The 15,725-nt window shown below is 37.3% G+C and carries 14 protein-coding genes; 12 read left to right on the forward strand and 2 right to left on the reverse strand.

Annotated features, from left to right (window positions below):
* Positions 1-428 precede the first annotated feature (428 nt).
* The 4 genes from ACE38V_RS15080 to tatA all read left to right on the forward strand — a co-directional run bounded on the left by ACE38V_RS15080 (position 429) and on the right by tatA (position 4,757).
* The gene (locus tag ACE38V_RS15080; protein WP_375842423.1) at positions 429-2,999 is read left to right on the forward strand and encodes a molybdopterin-dependent oxidoreductase; all 2,571 of its coding nucleotides are present in this window, start codon (positions 429-431) and stop codon (positions 2,997-2,999) included.
* Between the two features lie 20 nt (positions 3,000-3,019).
* A complete protein-coding gene (locus ACE38V_RS15085) occupies positions 3,020-3,556 on the forward strand; it encodes a DMSO/selenate family reductase complex B subunit (protein ID WP_375842424.1) in 537 nt (178 codons plus the stop codon).
* 14 nt (positions 3,557-3,570) lie between these two features.
* Positions 3,571-4,413, forward strand: coding sequence for a dimethyl sulfoxide reductase anchor subunit family protein (locus tag ACE38V_RS15090; protein ID WP_375842426.1), 843 nt, complete (start codon positions 3,571-3,573; stop codon positions 4,411-4,413).
* A 140-nt stretch (positions 4,414-4,553) separates the two neighbouring features.
* Positions 4,554-4,757 (forward strand): twin-arginine translocase TatA/TatE family subunit, encoded by a 204-nt coding sequence (gene tatA / locus ACE38V_RS15095; protein ID WP_375842428.1) that lies wholly within the window; start codon positions 4,554-4,556, stop codon positions 4,755-4,757.
* 306 nt (positions 4,758-5,063) lie between these two features.
* Here tatA and ACE38V_RS15100 read toward each other — a convergent pair whose 3' ends face one another.
* Entirely contained in the window at positions 5,064-5,282 is a 219-nt protein-coding gene (locus ACE38V_RS15100) for a hypothetical protein (protein WP_375842429.1), read from the reverse strand.
* A gap of 212 nt (positions 5,283-5,494) precedes the next feature.
* On the opposite strand from ACE38V_RS15100, the gene ACE38V_RS15105 reads away from it, so the two are divergent.
* The 3 genes from ACE38V_RS15105 to ACE38V_RS15115 are packed head-to-tail and all read left to right on the forward strand — an operon-like array spanning position 5,495 to position 7,813.
* Positions 5,495-6,109 carry a TetR/AcrR family transcriptional regulator gene (locus tag ACE38V_RS15105; RefSeq protein WP_375842431.1) on the forward strand — a complete coding sequence of 205 codons (615 nt, stop codon included), beginning with the start codon at positions 5,495-5,497 and terminating at the stop codon, positions 6,107-6,109.
* On the forward strand, positions 6,109-7,047 hold the full coding sequence (locus tag ACE38V_RS15110; protein ID WP_375842433.1) for an ABC transporter ATP-binding protein: 939 nt from the start codon (positions 6,109-6,111) through the stop codon (positions 7,045-7,047). The genes ACE38V_RS15105 and ACE38V_RS15110 overlap by 1 nt, the downstream gene beginning before the upstream one ends.
* Positions 7,031-7,813, forward strand: a complete 783-nt coding sequence (locus tag ACE38V_RS15115; protein WP_375842434.1) for an ABC transporter permease — start codon at positions 7,031-7,033, stop codon at positions 7,811-7,813. Before ACE38V_RS15110 ends, ACE38V_RS15115 begins: the two co-directional genes overlap by 17 nt.
* Before the next feature lie 267 nt (positions 7,814-8,080).
* On the opposite strand, the gene ACE38V_RS15120 is transcribed toward ACE38V_RS15115, so the two are convergent.
* On the reverse strand, positions 8,081-8,683 hold the full coding sequence (locus tag ACE38V_RS15120; RefSeq protein WP_375842436.1) for a Crp/Fnr family transcriptional regulator: 603 nt from the start codon (positions 8,681-8,683) through the stop codon (positions 8,081-8,083).
* 677 nt (positions 8,684-9,360) lie between these two features.
* On the opposite strand from ACE38V_RS15120, the gene ACE38V_RS15125 reads away from it, so the two are divergent.
* From ACE38V_RS15125 to ACE38V_RS15145, 5 genes are all read left to right on the forward strand, one after another.
* On the forward strand, positions 9,361-11,826 hold the full coding sequence (locus ACE38V_RS15125; RefSeq protein ID WP_375842438.1) for a molybdopterin-dependent oxidoreductase: 2,466 nt from the start codon (positions 9,361-9,363) through the stop codon (positions 11,824-11,826).
* 26 nt (positions 11,827-11,852) lie between these two features.
* Positions 11,853-12,461 (forward strand): 4Fe-4S dicluster domain-containing protein, encoded by a 609-nt coding sequence (locus tag ACE38V_RS15130; RefSeq protein ID WP_375842522.1) that lies wholly within the window; start codon positions 11,853-11,855, stop codon positions 12,459-12,461.
* An 18-nt stretch (positions 12,462-12,479) separates the two neighbouring features.
* Positions 12,480-13,661, forward strand: coding sequence for an NrfD/PsrC family molybdoenzyme membrane anchor subunit (gene nrfD, locus ACE38V_RS15135; RefSeq protein WP_375842439.1), 1,182 nt, complete (start codon positions 12,480-12,482; stop codon positions 13,659-13,661).
* Between the two features lie 120 nt (positions 13,662-13,781).
* Positions 13,782-14,489 carry a TorD/DmsD family molecular chaperone gene (locus ACE38V_RS15140; RefSeq protein WP_375842441.1) on the forward strand — a complete coding sequence of 236 codons (708 nt, stop codon included), beginning with the start codon at positions 13,782-13,784 and terminating at the stop codon, positions 14,487-14,489.
* Between the two features lie 27 nt (positions 14,490-14,516).
* A complete protein-coding gene (locus ACE38V_RS15145) occupies positions 14,517-15,677 on the forward strand; it encodes a 4Fe-4S binding protein (protein WP_375842443.1) in 1,161 nt (386 codons plus the stop codon).
* The last annotated feature ends 48 nt before the right edge of the window (positions 15,678-15,725 follow it).

The raw sequence follows: 15,725 nt of genomic DNA on the forward strand, positions 1-15,725 counted from the left end.
TTTTTTTGTGAAGAGCTAAGAAAGAAAATATGTATGACTATAAGGAATAATGAACATTCTGCCTAGTGGAAAGAATAGGTGCTTAGGATGGAGTCTTATTTTAAAGTAATGTCATTGGTTTCCATGTCATATCGTACAAAATTTGACCGTAATTTTTGTTTTTGGGGGCCATATGTTCTGATTACCCAAAATTGTATAATGAATTTATGTAAATATGTGAATTGCCTCACAAAAAGATAAGCTAATTGACCAAAGGATAAAATGGATTGAAGTTTGGGATCATTCAAGATTTGTCAGGAATTGAGTTCAAGAAAAACAATTCTTCCTGAGAAATGGCAAGCAAAATAAAGAGAATTCATTCAAAGTGAATCATAAGTTTCATAGAAACTTTTGATATAGATTTTATTTTCTAAGAAAGGAGAATGACCATGTTAGATTTATTTAAAAAAGCAAATGAATTTAAAATGACAAGAAGATCTTTCATCGGCTGGTCATCAGCAGTTGCTGCAACAGCAGCCATTCCAGTGAGTCATGGTTTAGTGGCTAAAGCAAAAACAACCATTGGAACGGAAGATGCAAGTGGAGAAGGTGTATGGAGAACCGCTGCTTGCTGGCATAACTGTGGAAGTCGCTGCTTAAATAAGGTTCTTGTAAAGGATGGAGTTGTCATTCGGCAAAAAACAGATGATACACATCCAGATAGTCCGGATTATCCACAACAACGAGGATGTTTAAGGGGCAGGTCTCAACGGCGTCAAGTCTTTAATACGGATCGAATAAAATATCCGATGAAGAGAAAACATTGGAAGCCAGGTGGCGGAAACAAAGAGCTCCGCGGAAAGGACCAATGGGTTCGAATCTCCTGGGATGAGGCTCTTGAACATATTGCTTCAGAAACAAAGAGAATTCAAGAAAAGTATGGGAAAGAATCTATTTTTGTTTCTGGTGGTGGAGATGTTTGTAAGGTTATGTCAACGATGGGCGGATATACCGACCATACGGGTACGACTTCATGGGGAGCTTGGCTATATACGTATGATAAGCTTGGAGTAGGAGAAGGATTAATGGTTGATGGGATTAATGACCGTCTTGACATGAGAAATTCCCAATTGATTGTTCTTTGGGGGGTTAACCCTGCTTGGAGTACGATGGGAAGTGCAACCTACAACTACTATCAGGCGAAAAAAGCAGGAGCACGCTTTATTTGTATCGATCCACTTTATACTGCTTCAGCCAGTGTATTTGATGCGGATTGGGTACCTATTCGACCAGGTACGGATCATGCGTTGGCACTGGGTATTATGTATACCTTATTGGATGAGGATGATCCGAAAAAGAATCCATTAATTAAATGGGACTTTTTAAATAAATATACGATTGGTTTCGATAAAGATCATATGCTGAAGGGAGTAGATCCGAAAGAAAACTTCAAGGATTATCTTCTTGGAACTTATGATGGTCAACCGAAAACACCTGAGTGGGCTTCAGAAATTTGTGGAGTGGAACCAATGAGAATTCGTCAGCTTGCTCGAGATATAGGGGGAACTGAACGTGTTGCGTTACTAACGGGTTGGGCTGTTGCAAGGATAAGCAATGGTGAAGGCTGGGTGCAAGCATTTTCAACTCTTGGAATGATGACGGGACATATGGGAAGCTCAGGAAATATGACGGGTGTTAGTTGTTGGGAATATTCAGGAAACAATGGGCCAATGCTTTTAACTGCTGGCGATGGAGGATTACCACCTGTTACAAATCCGGTAACAAATATCATCAATGATAATCAAATTTGGGATGCTGTTTTAGATGGAAAGTACTTGCAAATAGGTGAAGGCGAAAGAAAGGTAAATATTCAATTTATCTATCATGGTTTCAACGCTACTCTACAAACCAAAAGTAATATTGGAAGAGGAATTGAAGCACATAAAAAAGTTGAATTTGTTGTCACCAACGCCTATGCATTGACAACGAATGCTAAATACTCTGATATCGTGTTACCAGTAGCAACTCAATGGGAAACAGCGGGTTCTGTGACTGGAGGAAATCGTGAAATTCTCATTACATGGTCAAAAATTATTGAACCATTATATGAGTCAAAAACCGATCAAGAAATAGCAAAAGCACTTTTGAAAAAGTTAGGGAAAGATCCAAAAGCAGTTTATCCAATCAGCGAAAAACAACAGTATTTTAATCAATTAGCGGGAAGTATGGTAGTAAAAGAAAATGGTGCGGATTTTGAACCATTATGCACCATTACTGCTCAAGATTTAAAAGATTGGGGAGTAACAGGAAAACCGCAAAAAGGACGGATTTCTTTAAAAGAATTTGTGGATACGGGAATTTATCAAGTTCCAAGAAAGCCTGGTGACAATTTTGGAGCCATCGCTTATAAAAAATTCATTGATGATCCAAAAGCTAATCCAGTTTCCAGTGAAAGTGGAAAGTTCGAAATCTATTGTAAAGCATTAAACGAAGAATCCAAAAAGGCATTTTCTGAGATTGCCCCAATTGCCAAATATGAACCTAAAGTACATGGTTATGAATCAACATTCGCAGATTGGAAGAAAAAGAAAAAAGGAAAATATCCATTCCAAGTCTTTAATCCACATTATTTAAGACGGTCACACAGTACGTTAGATAATGTCCCACAATTACGTGAAGCTTGGCCAAATCCGGTTTATATAAGCAAAAAGGATGCGAAAGAGATTGGAATAAAAGATGGTGAAACGGTTCTTTTGTCCAATGAATATGGAAAATCTTTACGCCCTGCTAAGGTAGTAGAGACTTTAATGCCGGGAGTGGTTGCCCTACCGCACGGAGCTTGGGTGGATATCGATGAAAAAGGAATTGACCATGCAGGTGCTGACAACTATTTAGTAGGTCATATACCAACCGGTTTAGGAGCTTCAGGCTTTAACTCAGCAAGATGCGATGTTGAGAAATGGGACGGAGAGCCACTCGAAGAAGATGTGAAGTGGCCACAGCGCATTATTAAATTCTAATAAAGAAGGAGGTCCTGATTGTGGCTCAAATGGGTTTCTTTATTGATGTAGCAAAATGTATAGGATGTAAAACATGCACCATTGCATGTAAAGATAAAAGTGATTTAGAAGTCGGAAGAAATTTCCGCAGGGTGTATGACTTTGAAGAAGGGACTTTCCCTCATCCAACTACTTATCATATCTCTCTTTCATGTAATCACTGCGATGATCCAGGTTGTGTCAAAGCATGTCCGACGACCGCTATGCATAAGAGAGAAGAAGATGGAGTTGTTGTTGTAGATCATAATAAGTGTGTAGGATGCAGGTACTGCGAATGGAACTGTCCATATCAAGGTCCGCAATTCGATGAAAAACTTGGCAAGATGACCAAATGTGATACTTGCTTGGATTTACGGGAAAATGGTGAAGAACCTGTATGTGTTGCTTCTTGTATTATGCGTGCAATTGAATTTGGACCAATCGATGAATTACGCAAGAAATATGGAAAAGTCAATGAAATAAAAGGAATGCCAAGTGCTTCCATCACTAAACCAAATATCGTCATTAATTATAAATAAGGGAGGGGTTCCTCATGCATGAATGGGCATTATTAATCTTTACGGTTTGTACACAGGCTGCTATTGGCGGAATCTTTATGCTAGCGCTATTCTATTACAAAATTGCTAAGCTTGGACAAGAACAAACCTTTCAAGCTATGAAGCTCCCTTTAATTGTCATCGCTGTCTTGTCCATTATTGGATTAGGAGCTTCATTTGCCCATCTAGGTGCGCCAAGCAATGCTTTTAACACGTTAAGACATTTAGGCTCTTCCTGGATGAGTCGCGAGATTTTAGTAACAGGCTTCTTTATCGCTGCAGCATGTATTACAGCTGGATTAAGTTTAGTGCAAAAAAAGGTAAATTTTTGGTTACTTCTCCTTTCAACTGTAATTGGAGCATTTGATATTTATTGTATGGCATCTATTTATTCACACTCTCTAATCAACGGCTGGCATTCTGCTAATACTTTTACATCTTTTTATGGAACGGCATTCGTTCTTGGGCCAGTGTTGGCTGTTAGCTTTATCGTTCCGATGTTAAAAGCAGATCCGAACTTAGGAAAAAATCTCACGAAGTACTCCTTCTTCATAGCTATCTTTGGGATTGCTGTTCAATTGGTAGGTGTAGCCCTATTTTCTGCAGGCTCTCAAGATATCAATATGATTGCCGGTACGAATGCGATAAGTTCTTTACACAACTATCAAGGAACGATTGCTATTCGCTGGATTATTGAGGTAATCGGTTTAGGCGGTTTAGGCTTTTTATCATTAGCGGATAAGAAGAAAATTTCTCTTTCCTTTATCTATGTTGCCCTTGCTGTTCTTGTATTGGCGGAAGGAATGAGCCGATATTTATTCTATGTATTAGGCGCTTAAAAAGGCAAAACTCTTAAAATTGGCATAATTCCTTTCGTCATTGTATTCGGAAAGTATTATACTAGAAATAAAGAGTTCAACAAAGTTTAATCCAGTTAAACCCTTTGAAAAAACTTTCTATGTTTAAGGAGTGGGTATAGATGTTTTCAAATATTGGAGTACCCGGATTAATATTACTTCTCGTCATCGCCCTTGTTATTTTTGGCCCTAAAAAATTGCCTGAAATTGGGAGGGCTGTTGGTCAAAGTTTAAAAGAATTTAAATCCTCAACAAAGGGTATTATTGAGGATGATGAAAAAGCTGAAGTAAAAGAAGAAGTAAAGGAAGTTAAAACGGAAGAATAGAACTTCCCTATTTTCAATTATTACAAAAGAAAAAAGCAATCTTCTATTAGAATAACGATGAGAAGATTGCTTTTTTATTTTCGTTTTTTTCACAAAGATTGTTGTTTTTTTGAACAGATTTTAAATACTTATGATAGGGCTTCTGATTCGGATTTGATGGTTTTGAAATCTATTATGCTGTCCGAATGCGCCCAAAAGGGTTCTCAAACAAATTTTTAACTAAAAGCAACAAATTTTACAAAAAGAACCTGTATCTTTGAATAAGCTAGTCCCCTATTTTTAAAAATGGGGAGAACTAATCGCTTTTTAGTATTCTTCGTTCGAAAGCATTGCAGCAATGTATTCATGAAGCTTGTCTTCTTCATAATTACTTAGTTCTCTCATGGGAATCACCGTTAATTTTGTCGGATCACTCCCTCGCACTTCTGCTACTAAATTTTCATTAAGGAATACGTTAAATGCCGGTTCATCGGCATGTGAACTCTCAATTGCTTCTTTATGGAAATTTGGTTTGTTTTCTTGCATTTTTATCCCTCTTCTCACATGATTTAGTCTTAGGATTTCCATTAATATGAGAAATAGTATTTTATAAGCGAATTTCAATTCGCTAAGTAAAAAAACAAAATGAAGAATATTTACCAGATGTTTAATTTTGTTTTGAAAATGGTCGGATATATTATATGATGTATATGAATAGAAAAATAAATTATTCATATGTTTTTAATGAGGTGAATAAAATGCCTAGAGGCTTTAATGAACAGGAAAAGGCAAGAATCAAGCAAATTTTATTGGAAGAAGGGAAAATCCTTTTTAGCCGTTTTGGATTAAAAAAAACAAGCATTAATGAATTAGCTAAAGCAGCAAGTATTGCTCCTGGATCATTTTACACCTTCTATCAGTCGAAAGAGGAATTATTTTTTGAAATTATGGAAAAGGAAGAAGAAATCATTAAAAGTCAGTTTTTAGATTTTGATATGACTAAGGAACATGATCCGAAACAAGCAATGAAAGATTTACTTTTACAAGCCTTTGCTAATCTCGAAAGGAATACTTTGTTTTCCCAACTTTTTCTTGAAAATAATTATGAAGCTATTCTCAGAAAATTGCCTCAAGAAAAGTTGGAATCTCATTTTAAATTGGATTCAAATGCTGCAGACCTTATAGTGAACAAATGGAAGGAAAAAGGACTTATTCGGGAGATAGATAGCGAGGTCTTGGCTGGTTTATTTCGAGCCTTATTCACTATAAGCCTTCATAAGGAAGAAATTGGGGAAGAAGTGTATCCTCAAACACTTGAGTTATTAGTTCATTTTATTGTTGAAGGACTCGCAAATAATGAGGGGGATGAATAATGGAAGATATCATTTATACTGAAAATCTCTCCAAAAGCTATCGTGGATATCATGCCGTTCATCATGTATCTTTACAGGTTAAAAAGGGAGAAATCTATGGATTTTTAGGGCTGAATGGTGCAGGAAAAACGACAACGATACGAATGTTGCTTGGTATGATACGTCCAACTTCTGGATCATGCTTTATCAATGGTCAAAAGGTGAATGCGGGAAACTATCACATATGGAACCAGGTAGGCTATATGGTTGAGACTCCTTATGCTTATCCTGAACTAACGGTAAGGGAGAACCTCAGAATTGCATGTGATACTCATCAAATCACCGATTATTCCGTAATTAGTCGCGTGATGGATCGTCTAAAATTAACGGCATATGAAAATAAAAAAGCAAAGGAATTATCAATGGGAAATGCTCAAAGATTGGGAATAGCTAAAGCCATGCTCCATAATCCACAGGTTTTATTATTAGATGAGCCAACAAATGGTTTGGATCCAGCAGGTATCGTTGAGATACGAGAATTGTTACAGGAGCTCGCTCATAAAGAAAGAACAACGATTTTTATTTCTAGTCATATACTTGGAGAAATTTCAAAAATTGCTACGAAAATTGGAATTATCCATGATGGAAGGTTAATCGAGGAGCTCAGTAAAGAGGAGTTAGACCAAAATCGTTTTGTCAAGCTATTAATAAATACACGCGATAATAATGGTGCACTACGAGTGCTTTCTAATTTAGGATACACGGTAAAGATTAATGAAAGAGGATTCCTGGAAAGCTATAGCAAGGAAGCGGTGAATCATCCGGACAAATTGGCTTCAGACTTAGTTCGTGCTAATCATCCACCCACCATGTTACTAGTAGAAGAAGAGGATTTAGAATCATACTTTTTGCGAGTAGTTGGTAAGAAGGAGGACGAATTTCATGCATCAAATGTCTAAGTTAATATCAGCAGAGTTACGTAAAACCTCTAAATCAAAAGTTATTTGGATTACTTTTATAGCTTTTACGATATTGCCAGTTATAGGTAGTTTTTTTATGTTTGTGCTAAAACATCCTAATTTGGCGGAAAATTGGGGGTTAATTGGAGAAAAAGCTCAACTTGCTGGAAAGGCAGATTGGCCATCATATTTAGGTTTTCTTGCACAGGGAATCTCTATTGGTGGAATTTTTGTATATGGTTTTATGACAAGTTGGATTTTTGGAAGAGAATATATGGACCGTACGGTAAAGGATTTATTAGCCCTTCCTTTTCCTCGAATTTATGTTCCTATGGCAAAATTTGTTGTAATCTTTATTTGGTCATTCATTGTAACAATATGGATTATTGGTTTAGGTATTTTCTTGGGCTTTATAATCGGATTAGGAGGATGGTCAACTGAGGTTTGGCAGCATGGGATAAATGTGCTTATCATAGCTTCAATTCTGACAATAATTTTAAGTACTCCAGTTGCATTCTTCGCTTGCTACGGGCATGGCTATTTAGCTTCTATTGGTTTTGTTATTATAACCATAGTAATGTCACAAATCATTGCAGCTATTGGTTATGGGGATTATTTTCCTTGGGCAATTCCAGCTTTGTTCAGTAATGTTAGTGGGGAGGGAAATATTTTAGAGCCTGCTAGTGTATTTATTGTGCTAATTACAAGTTTATTAGGGTTTTTCAGTACTTTGAGCTTTTGGAGATTTGCTGATCAAAACGTGTGAGATGAGGTGCGTAGGTTTCTTAAATTAATTTCAAAAATTTTTCCTATTTAACAATGATCAGTTCGAATTAATAAACTAATCAGCTTTTGTGGTGGTAGGCAAGGAGACGGCGACATAAGCCTATACCATCCATAGCTAGGGTATGTTATACAATCTTCATATAGCAAAATTTGAACGGATATATTAGAAATGAAAAACCCTTGCAATGCAGGGGCTTTTTTAAGGAAAAGGTCTTTATTCATCTTCCAAATTTCCTTTTCCCCACTCTTATCTTCCTGCTTCCTTCGATCTGTTTATATTCTTTAGAGCCCTCGTAACGGTAACGCGGTTCAAATCTGTTAAAAGAGCAATATCCTCATGTGTCAAGAGCGAAACGTCTATACCGACATCATGAAGCAAATCAAGAATATAGTTTACCTTATCTTCACTATTATCAGTTTGTACGTGTAATAGATGTCTAAGATTCGACTTCAATCGAAGATTTGTAGCTTCTAAAACAGTGTTGGCAAAAACTGGATTTTGTGAGAAAAGATCATTGAACAATGTATTCGAAAAAAGACATAGGGTTGCCGGAGTTAAAGCTTCTAAATAATAATATTCATCATTTCCATTATTGTACAAATCATTCATTTTAATAAAACTACCTGGTGAAAAAATTTCTATACTTTTTTGTTTCCCCTCTTCTGTGAGAAAAATGGAGATAACTAAGCCCGATTTGACAATGGCATATTTGCGGGAGGATTGATTAAAAATCAATTCTTGCTTCGGATTTAAGGTTAAGTGAACACATTTTTTGCATATTCTAAGGTTGGTAATACTATCTAGACTTCGACAAAATGTATTTTCATGACAGCATTCTTGCATATGCATACTCATATCCCTCCCTGAATTCAAGAAAAATAGGACTTATTAAGCGCTTTCATCTTTTGTATGATCAATAAAATAATCATTCATAGTTTAATAGTACTACATTATACTGCTGTCAAGTATTTAAAACATGTGAATTTATTTACAAATTATAATATTAAAATTATAAACTTTTTGTAGTATATGCTACTTATTAATTGTGTAACAAACTACTGAGGATAAAAGATGAAAAAAATAGAATGGTACTTGTAAGGATAATATGGAAGAAGACCTGTTGACATTAAACTATCGTATACAAAAAAGGAAAGCAGGGAGGTATTACTTCAGAAAAAATATCAAGATTATAGTGGTAACCATGAAGAAGAGTACACAATTAATGTTTAGGTATATGTCGGAGGGTTTGTAGAAATTATGCATCTATTAATCGGCTATTAATGAAGACGATAATTTTACAAACGCATTCAATCAGAAAGAAAGTCCTGCGAAAGTAAAAGTTATTGTCATTATGCCCGCTAATCAGCAGCATGAACGAATGTAATCCAATCTATACGTAATCATAGAGTTCTCTTATTTGTTGTAAACGAAAAAGAGGAGGAGAGTTTTGTCTGCTCTTGTCCGTACTAGTAAGTACGGAATTTAGATAAAAAAGATCAAATAATTATGAAAGGGAGGAAGATGCAGTGGAAAAGGAGAGTACAAATATTTTTCAACGAAAATTAGACAGAAGAAAATTCCTAAAGGGCAGCGCTGCAACGGCGGTGGTGGTTGGAGCTGGTATTGCTTTACCAGGGGGAGCAATGAAGACGTTGATTCCTGTTGAGGCAAAAGCGGCAACCAAAGCAGCAAAGGGAGAACGAGTAGTTAACAATATTTGTCAAGGATCTTGTTACGGTCATTGCCCAATGCACGCCATTGTCAGGGATGGTAAGCTTGTCCGTACGCGGGCAATAAACTTGAAAAAGACAGAAGTTGCCGACTATAGCCGGATTTGTTCAAAAGGGACTTCATGGCCGCAATACGTCTATGCTCATTCGCGCATCAAACATCCGTATAAACGCGTTGGAAAGCGTGGGTCAGGAAAATGGGAGCAAATTAGTTGGGATGAAGCAATTAAGACTGTCACGGAGAATTTTAAAAAAGTTCAAGCTCAATACGGAAAAAGCAGTGTCACCATGTGTTATGAAGGTGGCATCCTAGCTCCAAGTTTACTTGGTCCTTATACGCGAATGATGAATTTGATTGAAGCTAGCCATTTTACGAGAACAGATGATTTTGCATTTACTGCTTATTGTATGAATTTAGTCACTGGTGCCAGTTATGCCTATGGCAATGATTTTCGAAGCCAAGATGTAAGAGGAGCAAAAAACATTGTTCTTATGGGAGTAAATGTTCCAGAAACAGCACCGCAATCCTATCAATTTATTGCAGATGCTGTTGATAATGGAGCGAAATTAATTGTTATTGATCCTAATTTCAATACTATCGCAGCAAAGGCTAAAGTTTATGCACCTATAAGACCGGCGACCGATGGGGTTCTTTGCATGGCTATGATTAATTATATTGAACAACATAAATTGACCAATGAGACTTACTTAAGGAAATGGACTGTTGCTCCTTTTTTGGTAAAAGAAAAGGATGGCCTTTATTTAAGGAAAAGTGACCTCACGGGTAAAGGAGCAGGAACACCCGAAGATGATTTTGTTGTTTGGGATAGCAATAAAGGCAAATATGGATATTCAAAGGAAGTAGCTAATCCTGAAATTAGAGGAACTTATGAAATTAAAGGAATGAAGGTTAATACAGCTTATCGTTTGTTACTAAACAGAATAGAGCCATTTACGGTTAAAAGGGCATCTAAAATATGTGATCTCCCAGCTTCTGTGATTGAAGAGATTGCACAAGCCTGCGCACAAAATCCTACGGAAATTATTCCTGGTGTTAGTATTGACCATTATCGAGGTGGATACGGTACCGTGATGGCTCTAGGGGCTTTACAAATGGTAACAGGTAATCTTCCATTTACCACAAATTTAGCAAGTGTGAGTGTTGGTTGGCCAGTAGCCGGTTTTTATCCGGAGGAACAAAAGCATCCTGTCTCTACCAAGGAAGTTACACCATTTATGTTAAAAGATCTTGTTGAAAAAGGGAAACATGAACTAGAAGGTGGTCATGTTGTTGAAATGCCAATCAAGGCAATAGCTTTATTCGGTGGTAACCCTGCAGCAAGCCTTCCTGATCATCAGAATACGATAGCTGCACTTAAAAAAGCTGATTTTGTGGTTTCATCCAGTATAGAATGGGACGATAAATCCATATATTCAGATATTGTTTTGCCAGCTTCAACTCAGTTTGAGCAAGATGGTCTGCTTGATACCTCGATTTATCTTTTATATGCAGAAAAAGCCATTGAGCCATTATTTGATTCAAAACCGGATTGGCAAATTGCAAAGTTGATTGCAGAAGGCATGGGGCAAGAAAAATATTTTGAAAATTTTGATGGACAAACAGCATTAGACATGGCTATTAAGGCTTCACCTGCTGCTCAGGGCATGGGAATTACCTTAGACAAGGTGAAGCAAGCGGGAATTATTCAGTTTCCTTCAGTGCGCGCTAACCAATTCTTTACGGTTACTGGCAGAGCTCAATTCTATGATGAAAATCCAAAACCAAATAAAGACTTTGGCCAAAAGATTGATGTGGAAAAATTGAGGCTGCCTTATTTTGATGTGCCATTTGAGGCATGGACAGAAACGATTGACGAATATAAAAAGAACCCGTTGGCTGATAAATATCCATTAGTTTATATTACCGGAAGTCGTCGATTTAGAACTCATGCTGCTTTTGGTTATCAAAAGGTTCTTCGTGAACTGGAATCAGAGCCAAGGGTTCGCATCAATCCAAAAGATGCCAAGGCCCGAGGAATTAAGGAAGGTGATTTAGTCAAACTGTACAATGACCGCGGTCATGTGGTGGCCCGTGCCATTTTCCATCCGGGTATACGTCCAGGCGTTGTCGATATGGACAGGGGTTGGCAAACTGATCAATATGTCAGCGGCCATTATAATAACCTAACACATCTCAAGTTTGATCCGGGTACAGTAAATGACTGTTTCTATGATGTATTATGCGAAATGGAAAAGGCGTAAGGGGGGAATGAAAAATGCGTTATGGAATGCTCATAGATTTGAAACGCTGTATGGGTTGTAACAACTGTGCAGTATCTTGTAAGATAGCCAATAATTTACCTGATGATATATGGTGGAACCGTGTGCTTACAGTTGGCGGTAACTACGTGGACACAGCAACAGGAGAATATCCAAATAAATTGCATATGAAACATGTGCCAATTGGTTGCCAGCATTGTGGAAATCCTCCTTGCGTAAAAGCTTGCCCTACTGGTGCTACCTATAAGCGAAAAGAGGATGGCATTGTTGTGCAAGACTATGACAAGTGTATCGGTTGTCGTATGTGTATGGTGGCTTGCCCATATAATGCTCGATCCTTTAACTGGAAAAAACCTGAATATTATGTAGGATTTGCAACAGGAGATGCAGATGCTGCCAAACATCAGTACAACGTTGTAGAGAAATGCACATTCTGTATAAATCGTATCAGTCGTGGTGATGAACCAGCCTGTATGGAATTATGTCCGGCACGTGCTCGGATCTGGGGGGACCTTGACGATCCAAATAGCGAAATCAGCCGTAGGCTCAAGGGGAAAAACTATGTAAGGCTGTTAGAAGAAAAGGGTACAGATCCAGCTATTTACTATATTGAATAGAAAGGAGAACGGTAAACCATGAGAAAAGGGAATGCTATTACATTGGGAGTGTTTTCAGCCCTGACCATTCTCGGTATTGTTTGTTGGGTCTTACAGTTAACGAGAGGCCTACAACTTACGAATCTAAATAATTTCAGCACATGGGGGCTCTATATTATCGGTTTCATGCTATTTACTGGAATTGCAGCAGGATCGCTTATCTTCACTTCCTCCGCTTATCTTTTTAAAGGAATGGAGGAATACAAACCCTATACGAGAATTTCATCCTATGTTGGGGCCATATGTGGTGTTCTTGCAGCTGGACTTTTCATCATTGTAGACATAGGAAATCCAGAACGAGCTTGGCATATCATTTCAAGTGCCAATATTACTTCACCTATGTTTTGGGATACGATTATCCTACTTTGCTATGTCATTATTGGCATCTATTTTACCCGTCAGCTCATGATAGTACAGGAAGGAAAGAAGGACGAAAAAAGTTTAAAGGTCATATCCCTGGTAGCCTTTATTGCCGGACTAGCGGTGATGGTAACTTCATTTGTCTTTGCATTGCAGGTTGCTCGCCCATTATGGAACAATCCGGTGCAGCCTTTATCTTTTTTAGCGGCAGCGATAGTAATAGCTCTTTCCTTGCTAATCATTATTTTTGCGATATTGAACAAAAGCGGCTATATCGTAATGAGCAGGAGTCATCTAAAAAAACTTGGAATACTTGCCGGTAGCATTCTCTTGTTTGAACTATGTGTTGTTCTTGGAGAAGCTGTAATAGGCTTGTATGCAGGTTCCGGGGAAGAATCGAACATCAGCTCATGGCTAGTAACCGGAAGTGGAGCCCCATTTTTCTGGGTAGAAATCGTTTCGATTGTATTAGGGGCCGTCTTATTCCTATACAAAAATCCCGCAACAACCGTAACTGGGGCAGGTGTTTCAATTTTCGCGATTTTTATGATCAAATATAATCTTTTACAAGCGCAATTGCTTAATCCGTTAATTACTTATGCAGGTCCAACCGGATACAATGCTAGTCAAGCAAGTCTTGGAGTCTATATCCCTTCCTTAATCGAAGTGGGGGTTTCTATAGGCATTGTCGCTTTGGGTGGATTACTGGTACTTATCGGTTTGAATAAGCTGAATTTAGGAACGGGTTTCAAACAAAATCCTACTGATTCACCTATTACTCACTTGAGAGAAACGTCATAAATATATCATTTAAGAAACGAATATCTAAAACCAGCAGGTTGATTTTGGCTTGCTGGTTTTGGATATATTCAAAAAAAAGCGATTTTAGTCTCATAAAAAGAAAAGGAGTTGAAATAAACAATGCCGAGTACTGTTGAATATACCACTAAAGAACTCCAAATCCAAAATTCTGTAGCTGCTTCCGACATGTATCGATTATTATCCATGTTTCTCCATCTTCCAAAAGAAGAAATGGCTATTGGAATATTAGATGGTTCATTAGCAGAAGATGTTGTGGAGATTTTTATGGAACTAGGTGTTTATGATAGCAGAATAGAGATAATGAAAGCAAAGCTAGATACTCTACAAGAAGGGAAATCGAGTACAAAAGAAGTTTTAACTGACATGAGGCAGGAATATACCCGATTATTTACACACCCTAAGAAACCAGCTATCGAAATTTATGAAACTACTTTTCTTTTTAACCCTAGTGAGGAAAATAAGGAAGGGACTACACTTTTTATCAGTCCGGCAGCTCTTGATGCGGAACGATGCTATAATCAGGCAGGTTTAATAAGATCTATGGAAGTGAATGAACCTAGTGACCACATGGCAACAGAGTTGGAATTCATGGCGTTTTTATATTTGCAAAAGGGCATTGCATTAAAGGATAACAATTTTGAGAAAGTCATCAAAAGGAATGAACAGATAAAGGAATTCTCAGAAATTCATTTACAAAAATGGGCGATGAAATTTTTTGACCGTTGTAGTTCCTCTAGTGAGAGTGCCATATACCAAATCTTTGGTCATATTGGCGGCACATTTTTGAGCATAATGCTTGAAAGTTAAACCCATTCGCTTTAGAGGAGGTATAACATGATATTCGCTAATGGCTCATTTTTAGAGATTGAAGAGAATAAATGTTTGAATTTGATTCATCACGGAGTTGAGTGTAACCATTGTATAGGAAACTGTCCAAATCAAGCTCTTCATTTTGACAATGATCACGTCTATCTTGAAAAAGAAAAATGTATCGGTTGTGGTTTATGTTTTAATGATTGTCCAACTGGCGTTTTTCGTTCGAAACATTGGGACGAGATCACTGTAATTAAAGCTGTTGAAAAGAAAGAATGGAAAATCACAGAATTCTTTTGTGAAAATCATAAAGCACCTTATAAGCAGAATAGAGATAAGAAACGAGGTGCGATACAATTACCTGCCTGCTTAAGCATTATGTCCAAGGGAGGCTGGTATGAGTTGGGTTTATACACTGAATTAGAATTACATCGTGAAGAGTGTGAAGCTTGTCCAATGTCCGAGACACTCACTCGCTTAGAATATAATATTGGAACTGCAGCGGAATGGTTGAAGGCTTGCGGAAAAGAACCCAAAATCAGTTTTATTTTTAAAAATGTGAATGAATCAACGAAAAGAAATTTAAGAGCGATTGAAACGGGTTTAAAAGTGACATCCAGAAGAGAGTTATTTATTTCCCTTAAAGACTTTGGGAGAAAAGAGTTAATCAATAGAGTGGATAAATTTGTGCATTTTTCATCTTCATCAAGGAAATCAAATCAAATGATCCCAGGAAGCTGCTTACCTGAATGGAGAAAGAGATTAGCGAATATTTATCCAAAGAACCAGAGCCATGTTTCTTCTTCAGCATATTGGCCGTCCATAAAAATAGATAATGAAAAATGTGTTAAGTGTGAAATGTGCAGCAAATTTTGCCCCGCAGGAGCTTTACGAACAGTTATACAGGATGGTACTATTTCTCATTATTTTTCTAGTGGATTATGTTTAGATTGCAGGACATGTCAATTATTTTGTCCACGTCAAGCGATTACTAGGGGAAGGGAGCAGCTGGATAATCCTTTTGAAACTCAAACTATTGCTACTAAACGTGTAGGTGAGTGTCAAATATGTGGAAATCCTACCTCTGATTCATTAAAACATTTTTGCTACATGTGTGAAACAGAAGCTGTAAATGAAAATCAACTAGCTGAATCCTTTAAAAAAATCTTTTTATCCATATAAAGATCAGTCCTAGAACATCTTTTTCAAGCATCAACAAAATTGTGAAAA

The sequence above is a fragment of the Cytobacillus sp. Hz8 genome (assembly GCF_042263505.1).
Taxonomy (GTDB): Bacteria; Bacillota; Bacilli; order Bacillales; family Cytobacillaceae; genus Bacillus_BE.